General features: G+C 31.3%; 19 protein-coding genes. 17 read left to right on the plus strand and 2 right to left on the minus strand.

What is annotated here, in order from left to right:
• Positions 1–142: 142 nt before the first annotated feature.
• From AST99_RS16850 to AST99_RS16930, 17 genes are all read left to right on the plus strand, one after another.
• Positions 143–1,666 carry a glycosyltransferase family 39 protein gene (locus AST99_RS16850; RefSeq protein ID WP_057783788.1) on the plus strand — a complete coding sequence of 508 codons (1,524 nt, stop codon included), beginning with the start codon at positions 143–145 and terminating at the stop codon, positions 1,664–1,666.
• A gap of 283 nt (positions 1,667–1,949) precedes the next feature.
• Entirely contained in the window at positions 1,950–3,575 is a 1,626-nt protein-coding gene (locus AST99_RS16855; RefSeq protein ID WP_057783790.1) for a glycoside hydrolase family 30 protein, read from the plus strand.
• A 122-nt stretch (positions 3,576–3,697) separates the two neighbouring features.
• Positions 3,698–4,639, plus strand: coding sequence for an alpha/beta hydrolase (locus AST99_RS16860; protein ID WP_057783792.1), 942 nt, complete (start codon positions 3,698–3,700; stop codon positions 4,637–4,639).
• A gap of 210 nt (positions 4,640–4,849) precedes the next feature.
• Positions 4,850–5,185 (plus strand): hypothetical protein, encoded by a 336-nt coding sequence (locus AST99_RS16865; protein ID WP_057783793.1) that lies wholly within the window; start codon positions 4,850–4,852, stop codon positions 5,183–5,185.
• Between the two features lie 552 nt (positions 5,186–5,737).
• Positions 5,738–6,358: a hypothetical protein gene (locus tag AST99_RS16870; RefSeq protein ID WP_157486445.1), complete on the plus strand. Its 621-nt coding sequence runs from the start codon at positions 5,738–5,740 to the stop codon at positions 6,356–6,358.
• 202 nt (positions 6,359–6,560) lie between these two features.
• Positions 6,561–8,432 carry a DUF4139 domain-containing protein gene (locus AST99_RS16875; protein ID WP_057783795.1) on the plus strand — a complete coding sequence of 624 codons (1,872 nt, stop codon included), beginning with the start codon at positions 6,561–6,563 and terminating at the stop codon, positions 8,430–8,432.
• A gap of 159 nt (positions 8,433–8,591) precedes the next feature.
• Entirely contained in the window at positions 8,592–9,023 is a 432-nt protein-coding gene (locus tag AST99_RS16880; protein ID WP_057783796.1) for a hypothetical protein, read from the plus strand.
• 171 nt (positions 9,024–9,194) lie between these two features.
• On the plus strand, positions 9,195–10,637 hold the full coding sequence (locus AST99_RS16885; RefSeq protein ID WP_057783797.1) for a serine hydrolase domain-containing protein: 1,443 nt from the start codon (positions 9,195–9,197) through the stop codon (positions 10,635–10,637).
• A 409-nt stretch (positions 10,638–11,046) separates the two neighbouring features.
• A complete protein-coding gene (locus AST99_RS16890) occupies positions 11,047–11,616 on the plus strand; it encodes a hypothetical protein (RefSeq protein WP_057783798.1) in 570 nt (189 codons plus the stop codon).
• Positions 11,617–11,774: 158 nt separating this feature from the next.
• Positions 11,775–12,581, plus strand: coding sequence for a hypothetical protein (locus AST99_RS16895; RefSeq protein ID WP_057783799.1), 807 nt, complete (start codon positions 11,775–11,777; stop codon positions 12,579–12,581).
• Positions 12,582–12,756: 175 nt separating this feature from the next.
• Positions 12,757–13,887: a hypothetical protein gene (locus tag AST99_RS16900; RefSeq protein WP_057783800.1), complete on the plus strand. Its 1,131-nt coding sequence runs from the start codon at positions 12,757–12,759 to the stop codon at positions 13,885–13,887.
• A 1-nt stretch (position 13,888) separates the two neighbouring features.
• Entirely contained in the window at positions 13,889–15,664 is a 1,776-nt protein-coding gene (locus AST99_RS16905; RefSeq protein ID WP_057783801.1) for an ATP-binding protein, read from the plus strand.
• Positions 15,665–15,853: 189 nt separating this feature from the next.
• Positions 15,854–16,978: a hypothetical protein gene (locus AST99_RS16910; protein WP_157486447.1), complete on the plus strand. Its 1,125-nt coding sequence runs from the start codon at positions 15,854–15,856 to the stop codon at positions 16,976–16,978.
• 169 nt (positions 16,979–17,147) lie between these two features.
• Positions 17,148–17,765: a helix-turn-helix domain-containing protein gene (locus tag AST99_RS16915; protein ID WP_057783803.1), complete on the plus strand. Its 618-nt coding sequence runs from the start codon at positions 17,148–17,150 to the stop codon at positions 17,763–17,765.
• A 316-nt stretch (positions 17,766–18,081) separates the two neighbouring features.
• Positions 18,082–18,474, plus strand: coding sequence for a hypothetical protein (locus tag AST99_RS16920; protein WP_057783804.1), 393 nt, complete (start codon positions 18,082–18,084; stop codon positions 18,472–18,474).
• Positions 18,475–18,954: 480 nt separating this feature from the next.
• Positions 18,955–21,090, plus strand: coding sequence for a hypothetical protein (locus tag AST99_RS16925; RefSeq protein WP_057783805.1), 2,136 nt, complete (start codon positions 18,955–18,957; stop codon positions 21,088–21,090).
• Between the two features lie 412 nt (positions 21,091–21,502).
• A complete protein-coding gene (locus tag AST99_RS16930) occupies positions 21,503–21,862 on the plus strand; it encodes a hypothetical protein (RefSeq protein WP_157486448.1) in 360 nt (119 codons plus the stop codon).
• Between the two features lie 3 nt (positions 21,863–21,865).
• Here the strand turns inward: AST99_RS16930 and AST99_RS16935 are convergent, their stop codons facing one another.
• Both AST99_RS16935 and AST99_RS16940 read right to left on the minus strand, forming a co-directional pair.
• Positions 21,866–22,267, minus strand: coding sequence for an arsenate reductase family protein (locus AST99_RS16935; RefSeq protein WP_057784054.1), 402 nt, complete (start codon positions 22,265–22,267; stop codon positions 21,866–21,868).
• Positions 22,268–22,331: 64 nt separating this feature from the next.
• Positions 22,332–23,546 carry a metallophosphoesterase gene (locus AST99_RS16940; RefSeq protein WP_057783807.1) on the minus strand — a complete coding sequence of 405 codons (1,215 nt, stop codon included), beginning with the start codon at positions 23,544–23,546 and terminating at the stop codon, positions 22,332–22,334.
• Positions 23,547–23,731: the final 185 nt, after the last annotated feature.

Genomic DNA, 23,731 nt, shown 5'->3' on the forward strand with positions numbered 1-23,731 from the left:
ATTTAAAAACCTATAAAAGCTAGTGCGTATATAATCTAAAAACGTATTAGCTTTTTTTAACTTATAGCATGCTTTCTTGCCAATCCACCAAACTTATTATAGTTTAGAGCTTTAGAAATCATTAATAAAACCTCAGAGTTTAATGACAAAAAAGGCATTTATTTTAGTCGGTTTTATAATTTTAAAATTTGTACTCCAATACACTCTAATAAGCCCTGAATATGATTTACAACGGGATGAATATCTTCATCTCGATTTGGGTCAGCATTTAGAGTGGGGCTATTTATCTGTACCACCTTTAACGTCTTGGATTTCAAGAATAATTTATTTGTTAGGTAATTCTGTATTTTGGGTAAAATGTTTTCCGGCCTTATTTGGCGCCTTAACCCTTCTTGTGGTATGGAAAGCCATTGAAGCACTTAAAGGCAATTTATTTGCTTTAATATTGGGAGCAACTGGCGTTTTGTTTTCTTGTCTGTTAAGCCTCAACACCTTGTTTCAACCAAATTCTTTCGATGTCTTAAGCTGGACAACCTTCTTCTATATCGTGATTAAATATTTTAATTCCGAAAACCCCAAATGGCTCTTTGTTGCAGCGCTCGTATTTGCTTTAGGGTTTTTAAACAAATACAATATTGTGTTTTTACTTTTAGGGTTTCTTCCCGCTATTTTACTTACCAAACAACGCAACGTATTCCTTCAAAAAAAGCTGTACTATGCGGTATTTTTAGGTTTACTGCTTATTAGCCCTAACCTGTTGTGGCAATACACTAATAACTTCCCTGTTATTAATCACCTTAAAGAATTATCAGACACCCAATTAAAACACATCAACCAATTCGATTTTATACAATCACAAATCTTATTTTTTATAGGTTCTCTGCTTGTTATTATTTCAGCTTTATATGCTTTACTGTTTTATAAACCGTTTAAAAAATACAAGGCATTCTTTTGGGCTTTCTTTTTTACGCTTACCCTGTTTATGAGTTTTAAAGCGAAAGATTACTATGCCATCGGGCTCTACCCTATCTACATCTCGTTTGGCTCTGTGTTTCTTGCGACCCTATTAAATACAGGTTGGAAAAGATATTTACAACCCATTGCTATTGCTATGCCTGTATGCTTTTTTATTCCCATGTATAACGTGTCATTTCCTAATAAGAGTCCAGAATATATTGTTAAACATTCCAACAGTTACAAAGCCTTAGGACTTTTGCGCTGGGAAGACGGAACAGATCATGCCATACCACAAGATTATGCAGATATGCTTGGGTGGAAAGAACTGGCAAAAAAAGTAGATGCTGTATATGGCACATTACCAAACCCAAAGCAAACACTTATTATTTGCGACAATTACGGACAGGCTGGAGCAATAAATTATTATACAAAACAAGGCATAAAAGCCGTGTCGTTTAATGCAGATTATGTGAACTGGTTTAATTTAGACCAACAATACACCAACCTTATTCGGATTAAAAATCACCAAGAAAAGGATAGTGAACTCGAAGAAACCAGTCCGTATTTTGAATCTAGTAGTATAGCAGATTCCATTACAAACCCCTACGCCAGAGAATTCAGGACTTTAATTTTTGCATTTAGCGGTGCAAAGATTGATATGAACGAGAGGATACAGTATGAAATTGACGAAGTAAAAAACAACCACTAACACAATGTTAAAGCAATATCAAAAAGACGTGTTCTTTTTAGATTAACTCCACTCTAAGCAACATTATCTAAGCTTCTGGTCTTTCCTAAAGAAAAGTATAACGCTCCTAATCAGCGACAATCAATCCGCTTAAAAAACACCTATTATTACGGGTATTCTGTACCGTAATTATGCCAAATTGTTTTATTTTTAAGGAAACAAATTTAACTAGACTTCTGGCTTAAATAAACGCGCGTTTGTTTGGGTTTCAGAAGTTAAATAACCTCAAAAAAAAACATAGAACATGAAACCATTTAGTAGCACAGCGCAGCGGAAAAACCAAATTAAAAGCATCACACATCTGCCCATACTGGTTCTAATTCTGTTGCTTGTTGGTTGCTCAAATAAAAAAGCAACTCAAGATTACGATATCGAAATATATCAAACATCTCAAGCAGGAGATAATCTCAAATTAAAAACAAACCAACACACCCAATCGTCTGATTCAGTAAAAAACAAAGCAACTTTAGAATTGCATCCTGAGCAAACCTTTCAGAAGTACATTGGTTTTGGAGCATCATTTACAGAGTCGTCTGCATGGAACCTAGCCACCATTCCAGTAGACTTACGTAAAGATGTTCTTACGAAACTTTTCAGTCCAACAGCCGGTGCTGGATTCACGCTTACAAGAACACATATTAACAGTAGCGATTACTCTAACACCCACTACACTTACCTTGAAGCAGGAGACACCGACCTGTCTACATTTAGCATTCAACAAGATATTAGAGGATTTTCTGGCGATGAAAATGAACAAGTGCAAGGTGTGCAATTGGTAGATTCTACATACGATCTAATCCCCATGATTTTAGAAGCGTCTAGCATTCCTGGAGCAGATTTTAAAATTATTGCTTCGCCTTGGAGTCCGCCATCATGGATGAAAACAGGAGAAACTGCAGAAATGACTAACGGAAGCTTACTTCCTGAATATTATGGTGTGTGGGCCAAATACTTATCTATGTATGTAAGCGCTTATGCCGACAAAGGCATTACACTTTGGGGACTTACACCTCAAAACGAACCTTTACATTATCACGATGCCGCATGGGATAGTAATGGATTTACTCCAGAACAAGCACGAGTCTTTTTAAGAGATCACCTTGGTCCGCAACTGGTAAAAGATGGTCATCTTGATCTGAACGATTTAGATGCCGGATTACACGTCCTTATTTACGACCATAATAAATCGACTATGATTGATTACGTTACACCAACCTACGAAGATCCTGAAGCATCGAAATATGCTTGGGGAACTGCTTTCCATTGGTATACAAATTCCGAACTTAAGGAAAACAACTATTATGCTGAAGAGGTAAAGACACTTCAAGAAACTTGGCCTAATAAAGGGATGATTCATTCAGAATCGAGTATAGATATAGACGCCAAAGCCCCTGTCGGACAGTATTGGAGAGCAAGTACAGATTATGCAGGGACGTTTGTACCGTTTGAAACCTATGCCCATGATATTATTACAGATTTAAACCACGGCACTCAAGGTTATGTAGAATGGTGCAGTATTTTAAGTAATCAAGGGCAACCTAACCCATATAACAATTTTAATAGCGCGCCAGTGCTTATAAATCCTGCTACAGATGAAGTCATTTACACGCCACTGTATTATTTACTAAGTCATTTTAGTAAATTTATTCGCCCCGATGCACATAGAATTGAGCTGATAGGAGAACACACGAACGGACTTATTTATACAGCTGCTAAAAACACAGATGGCTCTATTGTTGTTGTGGTATACAATAATAATGAAGAAGCATACCATTTATCTTTAGCATTAGGTACTAACACCTTTACCTCTCAAATTGCACCAAAAGCAATGCAAACCATACGTCTAAAAAGCAACGTAAAAACAGATTAGATTAAAGGTTTGCTAGATAAATCCTATGCCTACAATAAGCCAATTATGGTATACTAAACCGTATAACACATAAATTATACGGTTTAGTCATTTGGATTTAGTAGCGTTTCAAATACACAAGAATGAATTTAAAAGACGATTACACTAGCGAAATTATTACACTTGAAGCAGATTATGAAGGTGAAGTCCAAGCCGTCTTAACAGCCTCCAACCATAATACAGGGCAGCGAAAATCTATTTTATACATACATGGTTATGTAGATTATTTTTTCCATCCGCATTTGGGTGAAACATGTAACCAAAATAATTTTGATTTTTACGCACTCGATCTTCGTAAACATGGTCGTGCATTATTGCCACACCAGCACCCGAATTACTGTAAAGACTTAAAAGAATATTTTGAAGAAATCTCAATTGCCATTCGCAAAATTAAAAATAAAACTAATCCTGTTTTTTTATTAGCACATTCTACAGGAGGGTTAACCGCGAGTTGTTACATGAATTATGGAACAGAGCGAAATCTTGTAGAGGGTTTAATTTTAAACGCCCCTTTTCTAGATTTTAATCAATCCAAAATTGAAAAATCAATCAGTCTTTTTGTCGCAAAATTAATAAGCAAAGTCTCTGACTATGCTAAAATTGAAGGCGTGCTTTCCCCGGCTTACGCACAAAGCATTCACAAAGATTATTATGGCAGTTGGGATTTCAATTTAGACTGGAAACCAATACACGGATTTCCAACCTATTTTAAATGGGTGACAGCAATTGCTAGAGCGCAAAAATCTTTAGAAAAACCGGACATCCAAAGTCCTGTTTTAATTTTACATTCATCAGGCTCAATAAAGACTAAAACATATACAAAAGCAGCCATGACGCATGATATTGTTTTAAATATTGAAGACATTAAACGAGTGGGTATAAAATTAGGACATAAGGTAACCTTAGCACAAATTGACCATGCCCTACACGATGTATTTTTATCTTCTAAAGCCGTTAGAGAGCAAGCCTTCGATAAAATGTTTTCTTGGTTAGCACAGACAGATTTTAAGGCACAAGAGCACTAAAACATGCTTTTATACACTCAAAATTAAATCTATTTCTTAGCGGTAAAGAATTTCAATAATTACGGTTTTACCTCAAATGAGTTTACAAAATTTATATTATTTTTAATACTAGTAAATTAACCAGACTTTTCATTTTAGAACCTATTTTATTTTTCACCTTAAAATTCTGGTACAGTTTAAACCAAGTGTCTAAACTACAAAACTAGAATTATGTTAGGATTAGTATTTCTGTATTGGATTGGCAAATATTTTTACAAATTAGCCGAAAAGTATAATAAAAGTAAATGGGGATTTGCTATTTTAGGAGTCGTGGTTTATTATGCTGGCATAATACTCTTTAGTTTCTCTATAGCACTCATACTAGAAATTTTAGCACCAGGTTATATTAGTGATATAAATGAATCGTTATTAGGAATAGTCATGCTCCCTTTCGGAATTTTAAGTTGCTATGGATTGTATAAATATTTAGAAAAAACGTGGAAGAAAAATCAACCCAACACAAGTGAATTGCTTGATGAAATTGGTAAACCTCAAAATTCACTCTAAATACTCGAGCTTATCGAAATTAATAAAAAGACGAAGCACATTCTAAAAAAATAGTCATCACTAAAATAGTAAACAACAAATAGATGCCAATTATACATTGATCATCTACATTATCATATCCAAACTAGAATAATAATTTAAATTTTTTAAACATGTCTTATTAGAAATTTCAAACAGAACCTTATTAAGTATTGGCGCACTAACGCCTGTAGTATTAGGATGAATAACTTTTATGATTGTTAAACGGTTTAATGAAAAACAAAAGCCTCAATAACAACGAAGATTCAAAAATTAACCCCGATTGCTTACACTTTGCAAAACATTAGTATACTGCTCCAAACTGTTCCGCCCCTTTTCTAATAGTTTTAAAACACAAGCGCTCATAATATTTACATTTGCTTTACAAATGGAACAGAACTACGGTTTTCAGGTATAGCGGTTACAAATAATAGTTTTATTTTCGGACTATAATATTATCAAGACTTCTTCTCAGACAACCATCGTTGAGTTTGAGATATAAGAAGTGGGCAGTAATCCAAGAGACTTGTTACCATGACTTATCTATACTTTGCCGTTTTACTCTTTTTAAGTGTTTCAACACAAGCTGACATACATAACACACGCTTTGGACATACATTATCCATAAGCCAAACTATGCCTTCACAGAAAGACCAATGCATTCAGCAATCCCATAAAATTTTAGCCTCAAAATATCCTGAGTTTGTATTCGATTCGCTATTATACGATATTACAGTGTGGAAGAATTTTAAAGAAACCATAGTTAGATACAGACGAATCATCAGATTTACACCACTTAATAAAAAGGATTCAAATTTAAGTTTTGATTTTGAAGTTAACCTAAGCAACCAAGACATCTCACCGTTCGACTATTGGGGGTTTGACAACTTTTATATTCCCACTGCGGAAGAGCAAGAACACCTTGATTTTGTAATCCGTTCGTTTGGTTTGCCACGTTCAGGGTTCAACAACAGTATTGTAGAAACATCTGATATGTATGTTATTTATTTGGATAACGAGATGGTCTTCGGGCAATACTATATAGATAAAATAACCGGTAAGCAATCTATGGGTGCTGTTGAAGGAAACTATGAACCTATGCCCGATTTTCCTGAATTAACGCCTACAGATCCGTTAATAGAAATTACAGACTAATACTATTTAAGAATTTAAACGCACTAAAATGTATAAACCTAAGAACTATTATAAAACCATAACACACACAACCTAATTGTTTTAAGAAACGCGTTTAATTCCGGTTTTATATTAATTCCATTACAAATAATTGTCTTACTTTAATACAAAATTTCACAAAACCCCAACTAGCAACCTAACTTTAAAACCTCATTACAATACCATGAAACATATCATTCTGTTTACGTTTTGCTTAATATTTAGTACCACATACGCTCAAATTATAAACGAAAAAAAAATAACTTCTGAAGTTAGTGAAGTCACCGTCTTTATTAAAGATGCACAAATAACCAGAAAAAAAACAATCGACTTGCAACAAGGCATTACGATACTAAAATTCATCAACCTTTCACCGTTTATCGATGCCAAAAGTATTCAGGTTAAAGCAAACGGAAATTTAACTGTATTATCTGTAAATCATCAGCAAAATTACATCGATAAATTAGACAAGCAACAAGAAGTATTAGACTTAGAACTAAAATCTGAAGACTTAGCTAGCAAAATAAATCTTGAGAAAACCTACTTAGATATTTTAAAGGAAGAATTGGCTTTTTTACAAGAAAACAGAACTATTGGAGGTAAAAATCAAGAACTTAGTGTGACTAATTTAAAGGAAGCTTCAAATTTCTATGGTACAAAATTAACCGCTTTAAAACTTAAAGAAATCGACATTATTAAGAAGCTGGAAACTCTTAACAATTCAAAATCGGATATAGACCTGCAAATAAAAACCTTGACCAGTCAAAAAGAATTTCCTAATGGAGAAATACTTGTGAAAATAGATTCTAAAAATTATAATAAAGCCGACTTTGAACTGTCTTATTTAGTAGGAAACTCGAGCTGGTTTCCGAGCTACGATATTCGTGCAAAAACCATAAACGAACCTATAGAAATTATTTACAAAGCGAATGTTAAGCAAGACACAAAAGTAGATTGGACTAATGTAAAATTAAATTTATCTTCGGCTAACCCGAACAATTCAGGCGTAGCACCAGAACTAAAAACGTATTATTTAAATTACAACACCTTACCACCTACTTATAACCTAACCTCTAATGAAATTACAGGTAAAGTATTAGACGAGCAAGGTTTACCACTTCCTGGAGTAAACGTATTGGTTGAAGGGACAACTATTGGAACCAGTACAGATTTTGATGGAAATTACTCGATTACAATTCCAAACTACTCAAGCCAATTGACATTTTCTTATATCGGGTATATCAACCAAACCTCAGCAATACGTCAATCGCCCTTAAACATACAATTACAAGAAGACATCACTGCACTTGATGAGGTTGTGGTTATTGGGTATGGAACATCATCTAAAAGAAGAAAATCGGTAAATGAAGCTTTATCGGGAAGAGTTGGTGGTATCAACATAAAAGAAGCTAGCAGTACTCCTATTCCGGCGAATCAAGTTGTGAAACAAACCACCGTAGATTTCGCTATCGACATTCCGTATTCCGTAAAATCGGACAATAAAAGTTATACTGTAGATATGGCAAACTATCAATTACCTGCAGATTACAATTACATATGCGTTCCTAAAATAGAAAAAGATGCGTTCTTAATTGCTGAAGTCTCAGATTGGGAAAAATATAATTTACTAGAAGGTGAAGCTAATTTGTTTTTTGAAGACACTTACGTTGGAAAAACCTTGTTAGATACAAGATATGCATCCGACACTTTAAAAATCTCGCTTGGAAGAGATAAAAATGTATCGGTAAAAAGAGAAAAGGTTAAAGACTTTACCACCAAACAATTTATTGGCAGTAAAAAAGAAGACAACAGAGCTTGGACTATTCTTGTAAAAAACAATAAAAACCAAACCATAAATATGTCTATTTTCGATCAGGTTCCGGTATCTACTCTAGAAGAAATTAAAGTTGATATTACTGAAATGACCAAAGCAGAGCACGACAAAGACACAGGCGAAATTACATGGGATTTTTCTATTAATCCTAAAGAAACGAAAACCATGAACTTAAACTACTCTATAAAATATCCAAAAGACAAAAATCTCGTTATCGAATAACCTAAAACACAAGCTCAAACAAAACCACGCAAAACATTGAAGTGTATCTGTGAAATTGGTGTAAGAATGGTATATAAATTACATGTCATTCTTAATTCATCAGCAGTTTCACGCAACCTTTGACATTATTATCATCTATAAAATAAAACCTTACCTGTTATGAAAAAGAAAATTTTATATGTGATACTGATTGGAATATTAACTGCTTGTGGTCATGATGATGACACGACTACTCAAGAAACTGACCTTGTCGGAGATTGGATACTCATACAAATATCTGGACGTATAGAAGGATCTGAAACTTCGGGCGCAGATATGGAATGGCAAGAAACGTATAGCTTGTACACCGATGGAACCTTCGAAAAAACAAGAATACAAGATAGTACAACCACTGTAGCTGCGGGAACTTATACGTATTCAGAGTCTACAAACGGTGACTTTTTAGAATTTAATTTTAGTACAGACAGTGATATTATTGGGTCTTGCTTTTCTAATTTAAAAGAAGAAATGGTTTTTGATTCTGAAAACACATTTTCAAGCAGTTGGATTGCTTGCGATGGTCCTGGTTTAATTTATGAGAAAGCGGATTAATAATTCTAAGCAGCACACACCCTATTAACTTTTATACATCAACAAACCTACGCACTACACTAGCTCTAAGTCTGTTTAAAAAAGTGCGCTTTAGATTTTAACATAAACATATTTCAAAGAATTGTTTTATTTTTAGAAAGCTATGAATAAGAAAGCCTAAAAAATAAGACTATGAAAAAATTTTACGTTGCAGCCCTACTGTTATTATCCATCAGTTCGAGCTTTTCCCAAACAGATAAAAAGGACTATAGTGAAGCCTTTAAACTTGTAGAAGTCTGGCTAGATGCTCAAAAAGATTTTGACAATTTACCCAGTTTAACCGCTATTGTAATTGAAGATCAAGATGTGTTGTGGTCAGGCGCTTTTGGTCTATCGTACGTAGAAAAGCAAATTAAGGCAGAACCTTCTACACGTTGTAGTATATGTTCTATTTCTAAGTTATTCACATCGGTGGCTGTAATGAAATTATATGATGAAGGAAAACTACGCTTAGACGATAAAGTAAGCGACTTACTTCCGGCTTATAAAGTGGAACAGCAATATCCAGAAAGCGGCCCGATTACCGTAAGAACATTATTAACGCATTCTTCTGGACTTCCTAGAGAAGCCGCCTATCCTTATTGGACAGGTCCAGATTTCCCTTTTCCTACCAAGGCACAAATAGATTCCAAATTAAGTGAACAAGAAACCTTGTATCCTGCCTCCACGTATTTTCAATATAGCAACCTAGGATTTACCCTTTTGGGTGAAATTGTTGAAGAACGTTCTGGCATGCCTTATGATGAATATGTAGAACAAAACATACTCATCCCGCTTGGACTCACTAACACCCAAACCACACTACCAGAGCAATTATATGGTAATGAACTCGCCGTAGGTTATAGCGCTATATCGCGACAAGGGAAACGCGAACAAGTGAACTTCTTTCAGGCCAACGGCATTACACCAGCTGCTGGATTTTCTTCAAACGTGCTAGATTTAGGGAAATTTGCGTCGTGGCAATTCCGATTAAGAGATACCACTGTGACCGAAATACTAAAGCCTTCAACTTTAAAATACATGCAAAATATACATTGGATAAACCCAAAATGGGGAACCACATGGGCATGGGGACTCGGATTTATTATTTCTAAAGGTACAAACGGAAATACTTGGGTGGGACATAACGGCATTTGTCCAGGGTATAAAACCACACTAAACATAGATTTAGATAGTAAAAGAGCCTATTCGGTCATGATTAACGCTAATGGTGTAAATCCAGAAAAATATGTTAACGGCATAGATGGCATCATTAAAAACGTAAGCAAAGCACAGCCTGCCACAGACAAAGCTACACAGAAAAAGCTATCAGAATTTGTTGGATATTATAGTCCGTTACCATGGTCTAGTGAAGTTTACATCTCTACATGGAATGGCAAACTGGTAAGTCTTGGATTGCCTTCAGAAAAACCAGGATCTGCAATGACGTTTTACAAACACATACAAGGCGATACCTTCCGTAGAATAAGAGATAATAAGGAACTGGGAGAAACTTTAACTTTTATACGCGATACAAACGGGACCATTACTAAATATAAAAGTCATGGAAATTATGCTCAGAAATTAGAGCGGTAAACGTCCTTTTACGTCCTATTTTTATTCTGTATAAAATGGCATTATTACGGTTTTACCACAAGCAAATTAAACAAATTTACTTTATTTTTAGAACGAGAAAGCCAAACAAATTTTTCAACCCAGTGCGACTTTGTTTATGGTAACACCTAACAGGTATTAAGATGCTATTTTTCTAGAGACAACGCTTTGTATTTTATAAAAGCAATGTTGAGTTAAATTAGGATTTGGCATCTAATTTAAACACTAAATATAGATTCTAACACAACGACAAATGCCTATTCAGAACCAAAAGTAACACTGTGTTACAATTTTATATAAATAAACTTAATAAGCTGCTTTGCCGGGATAAACGAATGTTTATTTGGTATGATAGGAGTTGGCGGTAAACAAAAAATAAGACTGAAAAAGAATGATCTATAATATTGAAGAGATTATATTACAGACGCAATTATTAATGACTGAATTCTCTATTCCCACAAGAGATACTTGGATCGGTCTTAATGGTAAAAATTGGGATGATTACTATGCAAACGGAAACTCATATCAAAGCAAACGTCATTATAATATTATAATTAAAGAAGACGGATATGCAGACACTAAATATGAGAGAGGTTATAGCATTCCTAATTTTGAATGTAGTGCCTATAATATTTGTACAATAAGAATCCCAAAAAGACTTGAAGCTGTGATGCATCCAATAATACACGAAACGGTTCACTTCTTACAAGTTAACAGACCAGAACTTGATTCACAATATATTGATTACAATGGAAGTAATTTATATGAATATATAAGTCAAAGACCAGAACTTGAAGCACACTTTGTACAATTAAAATATATTGAAAGATTTGAGTTAGAAAGACTGAACCATAATAAAGAAGTGAAAGAGAATTTCAGAAAAGCAATTAAACAAGTTTCGGAATTTAATGAAAATGCTATTCAAATAATAATGTATTCTAAGGAATTAGGAATAATATAGAAATGTCTACCGCTAACACCGTATAAAATTAATTGCTAGTCTTAGCCAGTTTACGAAAGTCCTCGCGAACTTTTTATCTGTGATTTATTTGCTGACTTTAGTACCTGAACAACGCAACTAATCTTATACATAATCGTTAGGTATAAGCTAAAAAAACGATGAAATTGAAAGAAGAGACAAAAAAAGATTTATTTGAAATCACACAATTTATAATTGAAAACACAACTAAATCATTAGATAACAATAGAATATTATTAATAAAGAATTCAAAAGTAAAAGAACTATTAATATCTCACGAAATTGACATAACACATTTAGAAAAATCTGTAAATATTTTAGAATACAGAATGTTAATTGGATTATTATTACTTGATTTAAATTCTTCAACAAGAGCTTATTTAAATTCTGTTAACGATTACGAAAAACTTTACGCAAGTAGACAAATAATTGTAATAATTAAAGAGGGGTATCAAAAAATATATGATTTTGTATTCAAAAATAATGAAGGACAAACCGTAATGAAAAACCGGAATAAATCATTTTGGAATAATGAAATTCGAATGATAATTGAAAATGATATTCCTGAATTAGTTGCAAAATATGAAGAAATTACAATTGCATTAAATGAGTTCTATGACAACAATTTTGATTCAATAAAAGAGCAGCGTGATTTATCAATTCATTATGATAAGAAAGCAAGTAAAGTTTATGATATGATTACAAATATTGATATTGATGGAACGTTTAAAAAAATGATTCCTTTTAGTGATATTTTATTTAAAATGTTGAATTTTACAGAAAAAATCGCTGAATTTTTAATTGAAATATTAAGAAAGGAAAACAACAAAACATATGAATCAACTAAAATGAATTTTGAAAAAATCAAGAAAAAAATATCAAAACATAATCTTGACATAGATATTGAGCAGTTAACAAAATTATTTAATACTATTAAATTGAGCTAAAGTTTGCAACTAACACCGTGTAAAAAAATTACTGGTAAAAGCCTATTTACGAAAATCCTCTTAGATTTTCTTGGTTCCTGTTTTATTTATAAATTTTATTGTTTAAACTACGCAACTTACCTTACACAACAACGTTACAAGTAATTTAAAAAAACCTACAAAAAGAATATAACTAATGGATGGAGGATATTATGCAATAAAAGGTTTTGATTATCAAATTGACAAAAACATACTTGAAATTCTTAAAGAAGAAGATGTAAATAAGGCCATAAATATTGAGCAAAACCAAGATATTGATACAGCAGATTTTGTAATGCAAGTAAAATATAAAGAAGCAACGAAGTTTACTCCTTCTACAATAAAAAAACCAGTTATTCAATTAATAGATGAATACAAAAAGAATAACACAAAAAAATATATACTCTATTGTTTTTTTAAAGATTTTAATGGCTATACAGAATCTACTTCTATTGATTTAATTTTAGGCTCTTCCAAGACCAATTATACTCAACGACAAAAAAAGGATTTTAAAAAATCTTTCAAATTAATTTTTGCTCCTCAATTTGAAATACAATTAGAGCAAACTATTCGTGAAATACAGAACTTAAATTATAATGAGGACGAATCTATTATTTTTCATAGTAGAGCGTCAAACTTTTTAAGAAATCTAGTTGTGAACAATTCACCTGATAAAATCTCAAATAGAACTTGTAAGAAGAAAGAATTAATAGAGCTTTTTAAAAATGATAGGAAAGTAATTTTCGAAAATAGCTTTAGATTTTTCAAAGGGGAAGAAGCGTACTTCAAGAAAATGAAAAAGGATTTTTTTACTTTCAATAATGTCGACAAAACTATAAGATTATTTATTCTTGAAATTGATGGCTCGGAGGATATTTCGGAATTAGTATTACTCTTAAAATCGATAAGTGTTAAGTTTTTAAAACATCAACTAAGGGATATTAAAGGTGAAGCTCCATATGTTTTTTTTCGAAATATTGATTCTCAAAAACTTCTAAAGACTAAAGAAATTTTAGTTGATACAGAACTCGTTTTTAAAGATGGTTACGATTATTTAAATAGTGAGTTTAATTTGAATTCAATTATTATAAAATCATCAAAAGAAAATCAAGTTTCTCTAAAAATAATAAATAGTGAAACTGAATTAAATCAAGTAGTCGATTATAATCACAACAGACTCAAAGAAGTTTATCAATTTTTTAAAAGTAAACCTATGAAAATAGATCAAGATATTAGAGAGGTTAACATTGAAATTCAAAACTCAAATGAACTATTAAAAATCATATAATATGGCAGTAAAAAACGAAGCAGCCGAACCGAATGCGGAAGTAATTGCGGTATATCCCAATAGAGTCAAAATTTCAGTAGATGATTTAAGTAAATTCTCTACGATAGATAGTCAATTAGAAAAATTAAGAGTTGGCTCATACTTAGAAGTTTCAGACGATGATAATCATAAGTTAATTGTTATAATCGAAAGTTACTCTATAGAGTATAAAGAAGATAAAATAATAGATAAAGACGGTGAAGAAAGAATTCTAAAAAACAAAAAATATATTATAGAAGCCAATCCACTAGGCACATTAGTAAATGATAAATTTCAAAGAGGTGGTGATTCACTAACAATTCCACCAACTAAAGTAAGACCTGCAAGTGCTGATGTTATTAAAAAAATATACCAGTCGGATGTAACTGAAAACGAAAAATTCTCATTTGCTACACTCCTTACAAATAAAGAGATTGAAGTGCCTGTAAATGGTAATAAATTTTTCAATAAACATTTTGCAATTGTTGGTTCTACTGGTTCTGGTAAATCCCATACAGTTGCAAAAGTATTACAGGAAGCTATAAACTCTAAAAATGGTGGTTACAATGGGTTAAATAATTCTCATATTGTAATTTTTGACATTCACGGAGAGTATAAAAAAGCATTTCCTAGTTCAAATTACATAGACATAAACAATCTTACATTACCCTATTGGCTGCTCAATAGTGATGAGTTAACAGAACTATTTATTGATACAGATGCAAACGACCATAATCAACGAAGTATTTTTCAAGAAGCAGTAACAATTAATAAGAAAAAGCATTCAACAGATAGTGAGGAATTAAAATCAAAAATTCATTTTGATTCTCCCTCATATTTCGACATAATTGAAGTATTACAATATTTGAAATATAGAAATACCGAGCTGAAACAAACTGATACATCAATAATATGGATCGACAATGAGGGAGAGTTTACTTTTTCAGAGGAAACCTCTGAGAAACTATTTAATAAGGGACTAAAAATTAAAAAAGGAAGTGCAACAGGAACGTTAAATGCAAAATTCATAAACTTTATAAATCGATTACAAATAAAATTAAATGACAAAAGATTAGACTTCCTTCTTGATGAAAAAGCAAAAAAAATATCATTTGAAAATACCATTAAGCAATTCATTGGTTATAACAAAGAAGAAAGTAAAAACTCAAATATTACAATCATTGATTTAGGGGGTATTCCGTTTGAAGCATTAAGTATAACTGTTTCTCTGATTTCAAGGATGCTTTTCGAGTTTGGTTTTTATTACAAAAAAAAATTAAATGAAGACATTGATTGTGAAACTCCCATTTTACTACTTTATGAAGAAGCTCATAAATACGTTCCTAAAAGCGACCTAGTAAAATACAGATCTTCTAAGGCTGCAATTGAAAGAATTGCTAAAGAAGGCCGAAAATATGGTGTAACTCTTGGCATAGTAAGTCAAAGACCTTCCGAAGTGTCAGAAACAATATTCTCGCAATGTAATACATTTATAGCAATGAGATTGACTAACCCAGATGACCAAAATTATGTAAAAAAGTTATTACCTGATACTATGGGAAATATGACAGAGATGTTGCCTTCTTTAAAAGCAGGTGATGCTTTACTTGTTGGAGAGTCTATTGCTATTCCATCACTAGTTCACTTGAACGAATGCTCTCCTTCCCCAAAATCATCTGACATTAAATACATTGAAGTTTGGAAAGAAAAATGGAAAGATGTAGACTTTGACGATATAATAAAAGAATGGAAAAAATAAAACAGTAACACCATATATAATTTATTGCTAGTTCTAGCCTACTCACTAAAACCCTCGGACTTTATATCTGTAATTTATTTAAGAGCTTTAGTAAATAAAGACGCCACTAATCATACATAAAATCGTTAGGCAAAATTCTAGTTAACTACGTGATAAATAAAAACCAAAAAAAATATATTCATAAATTTTATGAAACATAAAAAATTAAATTTATTTATATTGATTGTACTATTAGGTCATTCTTTATATTCTCAAGACAAATATAATTCAGGATATGTATTAACAACAAAGAAAGATACTATCAATGGTTTTATTCTTAACAAAATTGACTCTGAATTAGCTTATAAGATTAGTTTTAAAAGAAATTTATTGGATGAAACTAATATAGAATATACCCCTAATGAGCTATTGAGTTTTAGTTTCAGTTCTGGACGAGTTTTTGAGAGGAAGAAAATAATGAACGATAATAAAACCTCTAAAGACAGCTTATATATTTTTGCAAAAAGAATTGTGAAGGGCAAAATTGATCTTTTTGTTTGGCGCCATGAAAAGTATAATTCAAAAGATTTTTTCATAATAAATAATAATTCAAAAAGAGAAGCACAATTAATAAAACCTAAAAAAAATAAGATAAAATTAGATGGTAAAAGTTATTCCAAAAAGGATAGTAAATATAAGAACTATATATCCTATGTTAAAAAGGATGAAAACTTAGAAGCAGAAAATAATAATAATTTAAGTTTTGGTGAAAAATCGATAAGTAAGGACATCATCTCATTTAACAGAAATTTTCAGGATGAATATCCAATTGAAATATATAAGGAACCCTTTGAATATAATTATGATATTTTAGGGGGTATTCCATTAAGTCTGAAATCGGAAGAATTACATTTTAGAATTGGGGTATATAGAAATAAAACTTTTATTGAGAAATCAAATAAATTCTCATATTTAAATGGAATTGTATATCATCATTGGAGTGACAAAGATAAAAATTGGAATAAGCAATATCCAAATGGAACATCAAATTATAGATGGCAAATGTTAAATATTATTCCGGTAGGAATTAAGTTTCAGACCAATCCAAAAAATATCATCCTATATGGATATATTGGTGCAGGAGCAGCTGTATTAATGATGACCGACTATATTATTGAGGATTACGAAAATGTTGGAAGTCAAAAAGATTTTCTGTTTTTACCAACTGTGAATGTGGGTTTAGGAGCTAAAATAAAGGTTAACTCAAATTTTATTCTAACGGAATTAACTCCCACGATGAATGGAGTATTTTTTAATGTTGGTTATTCATTCTAAAGTAACTAGGAAAAATAAACTTTACCTAACACCGTATACAATTTATTGCTAGTTGTATGCCATTTGAGCCGAACATTGGCGAAAATGTCATAAGATTGACATAGAAATGACGCAACCAATAGAACAATTAGAAAATATCTTTGCTGAGTAATCATTAAAATATATTAAAATGAATAATCAAAACTTAGCAATCAAGATTAAAGACCTACGAAATCGAAAAGGATTTTCTCAAGAACAATTAGCGGAAGAATCAAAAATAAGCCTAAGAACAGTTCAACGAATTGAAAAAGGCGAATCTATACCGAGAGGAGATACGTTGATAAAATTAACACAAGCTCTAGGAGTAACACCAGACGACCTTTTAGAATGGACAGACATTGAAGATAAAGGCTATCTGACTCTTTTAAATTTAAGTGCCTTAACAGGTCTATTATTTAATCCATTATTAGGGATAATAATCCCATTAGTAATGTGGATTTTAAAAAAAGACAAAATAAAATTTGTAGATAATTATGGAAAAAAAATAATTAGTTTCCAAATTACTTGGACTTTATTAGTCTATTCTGTTTTCATGATAGCAACAAAGGGTTCATATATTAAATTTGATTTTAATCTTTTTGATCTAGTTTTATCTTTAATCAATTTTAGAATGAACAAAGAAATAATATTTGTTGTTCTTATAGGAATTCTTTATTTATATAATCTTATACTGATCTTTAAAAATTATATAAGAATAAAAAAAGGAAAACAAAGTTGGTTTTCACCTGCAATCCCATTTCTAAAATGAAAAAAACGTCATATAACACACCGTATATAATTTATTGCTAGTTCTAGCTTACTTACGAAAGTCCTCGCAGACTTTATATCTGTAATTTATTTGCTAGCTTTAGTGCTTAAACACGTCACTAATCTTATTTAAACCCGCTGGGCATAATTCTATTCTTAATGAAAAATTCTCTAAATGTGCACAAAAGAGATTATCGGAATTAGAATCTGGAAGTAAGAAAACCGCATCATCAAAGCAATACATTCGAGTTAATTGCAAATTTGTAACAATATTTTGTTTTTGAATACTAATTAATTAGTATCTCTAAAATTAAAAAATGAACACAAAAATATTAATGACCTCAAGCTCCTTTTTCTTGGCAATTATAGGAATCACTCTTTCTTTTCTGCCAAATGAAATAATAGATTATCTAAATGTGGAGTCAAATGTTATAACAATACTCTTTGTAAAAATATTGAGTGCGTTATACTTGGGGTTTGGAATTTTAAATTGGATGGCTAAAGGCACACTAATTGGAGGAATTTATAACAAACCTATTGCTTTTGGAAATCTAATGCATTTTGGAGTAGGAGCAGTTGCGTTGGTTAAAGTTGCTTCTAATATCCAAACCCACTCGGAAATTATTATTTCACTCTCAATAATCTATGTCATTTTTGCGATATTATTTGTTTATATATTTAAAACGAATCCGATTAAAACTGAAAAATAAAAACCACCTACAACATAGTACTGTGGTGAAAAACAATTAAGATTCCATTATTTTTTTACAAAAGCACTGCTGTGAGAATCAGTATAAATTAACCCAGATATTGTGAAGGCAAATGCTTGGCTTTTCTATCAAAATAAACCTTTTTTAAAATAAAAATGGACAGCAAATAACAGCCTTAGTCTACTGTTTTAAGAGATTATATCTAATTCATATCATTTTTATAAAAATTGAAATAATTCTACAAACACAAATATCAACAGATTAAAATTTAAAAACATCTCACTAAAAAAAGTGTTTCTGGATCAAAGACTTCTCGATTCAAAAATTCTATTAGAAGTAGTTACATAGTTTACGTTCCTGACGACTCAATATTAATCTAAATTACAAAACACAAAAGATTTAAGGAAATATACCTATTTATGGGTATTGTATAAAGTATTTAAGGACAGTAGTTTTAAAGCAAAAATGTTAAACTCAATTATGAAAAAATTTCTGTTCTTATTCTTACTTATTTTATCTGTCTTATTTATTAACTGCGGTGAAGAAAACACCTCGGAAAATGAACCAGAAGTTATTGAGGATACAACTAAAATATCTATCTCTATTGATTTGCCTGTAGAGTTGGAAGATGAAGTAATAATTATCACTACACCCAACGAATCTTTTGATGCAACACCTACAATGGAAATGTATGCTAATATTACAGCAACTAATAAGGAAGTTATTTTTGCAGAAAACAGTAATGGAGATATATTATTCGCGAGTATTACTACGGTAGAAGATAATATTATCTTGTCCAATTATTCTATGGCACAAACAATGGTTGGGTTGTTGCCTTGGACTGGCTTACTTGAAAACGATGAATTAAAAGAGGTCTTAAAAGAAATAAGTTATTTTGAAGAGTTCAACCAACTCGTTAAACGCATTGAAGTCGTTGTAAAAGAAAACAAATCTCCTCTTGATGATGAAGTTTCTTTAACTTTACTATCTACATTAAATCAAAAAATTGTAAACTCAGATAGTAATGGTGGAAAATTAGAAAATGGTAAAAATCTGTCTATTCCAGATGTAAATTATTTAGTTGAACCTACACTTACATACAGTGATACACAATTAAAAATTGATAATGATGGTCAAACAACTGCCACCTGGGGAGTTGAAATCATAAACAAAGATATTGAGACAGAATCAGATTATTTTATGTTAGAAGGTAATAGTTTTCATTTACCAACGGTAGAATCTCTCATAAAATATTTTTTTTTAGCAACAGACTTTGATCAGATTTTATTGGATAATAATGATCCTATAACATATTCTATAACAGAAGGTAGCACCTATCAAATAAATTTTAGAAGCCCTACAAGTCTTACGGTTTTGGATGGTAAACTGGCTTATGATGCTGCACTTTATAATGTATATCTTATGGTTGAGAGTATTCTAAATGCTTTTGGTTTTGAGCTTCCAGAGATGCCTTCTGTAAACCCATCAGATTTTTTAAACTTGAAAGGATGCAGTAAAGATTTGTTTAGTGATATTTACAATTCTTCAATTGAAGCTTTGAGTAAAGACGAACTGGATGATGAATTTATAGTTGATAAAGTAATCAAAGTAATGAGTACTTCAATAGAAACTATAGGTGAGTGTACAGAAATAGGTAAAAAAATAAAAAACACTAACTATTTTAAAAGATTACTTAAAATAATAAATATCTATGGAAAGATAGGTAATGTGTTTAAAATAGGAAAACATTATGGTGATATGAATGCATTATTTGATATCACTATCTGTAGACAATTTATACAGGGAAATATGTATTCATGTTTTAAATTAGAAAAAATCACCGAGGGATCTCTTGAAAGTCTAATATATTGTCCTGATACAGAAATTGAACTATCTGTAAAAACAAAATTAGACACTGTAATACCTAATGTAAATACATACCCTATTAATTTAGAAATGACTTGGGAATACAAAAATAAAGATGGAGATCTATTGACTTCTACAAGTAAAATAGATTCTGAAGGCCTTGCTAAATTTGAATATACAACATTAGAAGACTCCGATCAAGTGATTAAAGCTCTGATAAAAAATGGTGAAACTATAATAGATGAAGTTGAATTTAATTTAAAAATTGATAAAGAAAAAACAGAGTGTCTGCAAAATCCAATTATTGGAAATTGGGTTGCAATTAGTTACAATGACAAAACTATGGGGGAAACCACAAATGAATCTTATAATGAAAAATGTGATGTGTATTTAAATAGCTATACATTAAACTCCTCTAATATTGATATATCTGAAGAAAATATTCTAATGTATCTTAACCAAACTATTTACAATATAGACTATAGCACTACTGATACGAATGAAATAGATTGTGAAACTATTGAGAAAGAACCTAAAACAACAAATAGTAGTTATAATTTTATTTTATCAGAATTTATACAACAAGAAAACACTAATATTTATAAGAAAATCACTGAATATGATGATGGACAAGTTTCTACTTTAACGATAGAATTACTAAATGAAAATGAACTACGATTTCTTGATCAACATAAAGACATAGATAACATTACTAGAACAGGATATTCTATCTTGTACAATAGAAAGTAAAAATGAAATCATTAAAAACAAAACATTTCACAAAGGAAAGATTGCTTCTGAACTAAACGTCAAGAAAAGTTGAATTGTAAATAACATATAGTAGCAAACACGTTACAAATGTAATTGTAAATTCAAGTTATTATTCCTTAAAAAACATTTTAAATAATGCTGCCGAACATATATTCATAGAAAATTATTTCTATGTATTATAAGTTTGGCAGTTTTGATTTTTACAGAATTAGAAAGTTTATCAAAGAACAACTAATGCATTCAAAAAATTATGTAATTTAGTTTCCAACAAATACATAAATGAATTATTCTAGGTTGAATCCATAATTAAAAAATAAATAACAACCAGAATACGTACTACTAATTTAAATACCACATGATAAAAATACGCTATAAAAAAAGGAAGCTAAACATGAATCTTATTGCAGGTGTTATCTGGAGTATTATTGCCATTTTGAATATTGTATTCAAAGACAAATCTCAAATTAGTTTTCTTACATTCGGTTGGATAATTCTAGCAGTATTATATCTAGGTTTGTATTTTGTACAACGCTTTACAGCGTATATGACCATTGAAAACAATGTGATTTCGAAGCTAATACCGCTTCCAAAACACATCGCTATTCAAGACATTACTGAAATTAAAAAATTTAAGCATGGCTATAAAATTATTTCTGATGGTAAAACACTCGCCATTAATACAGAAATGATTAATGAGGACGACCTTATTACTTTAAATACCTATTTAGATGGTATTCAGCTAAAGGCGTAACATTTACTCATCAATCCCCGCACTATTATTTTCTAAATGTTTTACAAGATCTGATGGGTTTGTAATAATTAGACTGTCTTTACCATTTAATACAATACAACCGGATAAAACTTCTGGTTGATTTTGTAAGACTTTAATCCAATCGTCAGAGCTTAAAAGGGCTGCTTTATCTCCAAAATTCTGAACAAAATTTGTATGCTCCTGATCTACTAAATCCGCTATTTTAACATCTAATTGCGAGGCTATTTCGGCCCATTGTGTACCTGTAACTTTAGTTTTAGAAATATCTATACTTCGTAACTTTTTATCTGCCGCATTTGCATACGCCAACGTTTGTTTCCCCACAGAGGTTTCTGAATTGTAAATTAAAGTCATTTGATTTTTATCTTCTGATATAACTCCCATAATATCCATAATTTAATATTTTTTATTGATTAATACGTTTTACTTTTTTTGATTACAGCCCACCTTAAGATGTTAAAGTGAGTAATGTAATTTCTGGTCGCATTCCCAAACGTCCTGGAAATCCTAACCAACCTAAACCTCTATTAACATATAGATATTGATTGGTTTCTTTATATAAACCGGCCCAATGCTTATACTTATACTGTATTGGGCTCCAAGCTTTATTTTTAAATTGAAGTCCGGCTTGCATACCATGGGTATGACCGGCAAGCGTGACAGCAATATTGGTGTGGTTTACAACCTCTTCGCTCCAATGTGTCGGATCGTGAGATAATAATATTTTAAAATCGGAAGCTGATAAGCCTGACATACTTTGCTTTAAATTTCCGTATTGTTTAAAGGGCGGCAAACCCCAATTCTCTACTCCAATAATATGGAGATGCTCATTATGTTTTGAAATTACCGCATTGGTATTCAATAATAATTTAAAACCAATACGGGAATAAAATGCTTTTAAAGTGTCTAAGTTCACTTGCTTATCTGCCTCTGAATGCCATGTGCTATAATCGCCATAATCATGGTTTCCTAAAACCGCATATTTTTTAATTTCTGGAGACAACTTTAAAAACGTGCTGTCCCAACCCTTAAGTTCCCATGCGTAATTATTTACGAGATCGCCTGTAAAACAAACGATATCTGGTTTTAATTCATTTATAATTTGAATCGCCCGATCTAAAACCTTGTAACGATAATTTAAACTTCCCAAATGTAAATCTGAGATATGTACCACACGAAATCCTTCAAATGCCTTAGGTAAATCCTGATGATGCACCGTAATATGATAGGTTTTAAAATGATACACAGCCTTAAAAACCGCATACACAATGACTAAAAACGGTAAAATTCCCGCGATTAACCCCAAAACCGGAATGAACCACAAGTTTTCTATAGGCGTGAACATCTGATTTGTAACACTAAGTATTGTAATACACATTACAAATATAATTTTAGGTACAAAAGACGATACTGTTAAACCATAGAGCGATGAAATGAGTCGCTGTTTCCGTTTGACATCTATATGATCTAAGCGCACTTTTAAAACGATAATCGCTGTAACGAGTCCGATAGAAAAACATACAAATAAACCGTTAATAATGTATGTGTAAACACTAAGATCTATCCATTGTAACACCGACTGTAACCAGTAAAAGGTGATGCCGTCTACCATTAGAATAGCCAAACACAGCAAAATGATTACAGATAGCGGATACGATTTCATAAACCCAATATTTAAAAGATTAAAATTACATGGATATGTTTTGATACGTTAACTCATTCGAATCACATTGTAATTCGAAAACACGTTTTAATATAAATCGTTATAATTCTTTAGTGAATTATCAATTAAATGAACAATACTTAAAAACTACGTAAAAATACTTAGTTTTTGTATTTTGAATGCTT

This window comes from Formosa algae, assembly GCF_001439665.1.
In the GTDB taxonomy this organism is placed as follows: domain Bacteria; phylum Bacteroidota; class Bacteroidia; order Flavobacteriales; family Flavobacteriaceae; genus Formosa; species Formosa algae.

Bases quoted from the DNA above. Each gene is read 5' to 3' on its own strand.
- AST99_RS16925 (WP_057783805.1), top strand. From the start codon at position 18,955: ATGAAAAAATTTCTGTTCTTATTCTTACTTATTTTATCTGTCTTATTT.
- AST99_RS16940 (WP_057783807.1), bottom strand. From the start codon at position 23,546: ATGAAATCGTATCCGCTATCTGTAATCATTTTGCTGTGTTTGGCTATT.
- AST99_RS16910 (WP_157486447.1), top strand. From the start codon at position 15,854: ATGAAACATAAAAAATTAAATTTATTTATATTGATTGTACTATTAGGT.
- AST99_RS16855 (WP_057783790.1), top strand. From the start codon at position 1,950: ATGAAACCATTTAGTAGCACAGCGCAGCGGAAAAACCAAATTAAAAGC.
- AST99_RS16890 (WP_057783798.1), top strand. From the start codon at position 11,047: ATGATCTATAATATTGAAGAGATTATATTACAGACGCAATTATTAATG.
- AST99_RS16900 (WP_057783800.1), top strand. From the start codon at position 12,757: ATGGATGGAGGATATTATGCAATAAAAGGTTTTGATTATCAAATTGAC.
- AST99_RS16920 (WP_057783804.1), top strand. From the start codon at position 18,082: ATGAACACAAAAATATTAATGACCTCAAGCTCCTTTTTCTTGGCAATT.
- AST99_RS16895 (WP_057783799.1), top strand. From the start codon at position 11,775: ATGAAATTGAAAGAAGAGACAAAAAAAGATTTATTTGAAATCACACAA.
- AST99_RS16885 (WP_057783797.1), top strand. From the start codon at position 9,195: ATGAAAAAATTTTACGTTGCAGCCCTACTGTTATTATCCATCAGTTCG.
- AST99_RS16880 (WP_057783796.1), top strand. From the start codon at position 8,592: ATGAAAAAGAAAATTTTATATGTGATACTGATTGGAATATTAACTGCT.
- AST99_RS16870 (WP_157486445.1), top strand. From the start codon at position 5,738: ATGACTTATCTATACTTTGCCGTTTTACTCTTTTTAAGTGTTTCAACA.
- AST99_RS16905 (WP_057783801.1), top strand. From the start codon at position 13,889: ATGGCAGTAAAAAACGAAGCAGCCGAACCGAATGCGGAAGTAATTGCG.
- AST99_RS16860 (WP_057783792.1), top strand. From the start codon at position 3,698: ATGAATTTAAAAGACGATTACACTAGCGAAATTATTACACTTGAAGCA.
- AST99_RS16875 (WP_057783795.1), top strand. From the start codon at position 6,561: ATGAAACATATCATTCTGTTTACGTTTTGCTTAATATTTAGTACCACA.
- AST99_RS16915 (WP_057783803.1), top strand. From the start codon at position 17,148: ATGAATAATCAAAACTTAGCAATCAAGATTAAAGACCTACGAAATCGA.
- AST99_RS16865 (WP_057783793.1), top strand. From the start codon at position 4,850: ATGTTAGGATTAGTATTTCTGTATTGGATTGGCAAATATTTTTACAAA.
- AST99_RS16850 (WP_057783788.1), top strand. From the start codon at position 143: ATGACAAAAAAGGCATTTATTTTAGTCGGTTTTATAATTTTAAAATTT.
- AST99_RS16930 (WP_157486448.1), top strand. From the start codon at position 21,503: ATGAATCTTATTGCAGGTGTTATCTGGAGTATTATTGCCATTTTGAAT.
- AST99_RS16935 (WP_057784054.1), bottom strand. From the start codon at position 22,267: ATGGGAGTTATATCAGAAGATAAAAATCAAATGACTTTAATTTACAAT.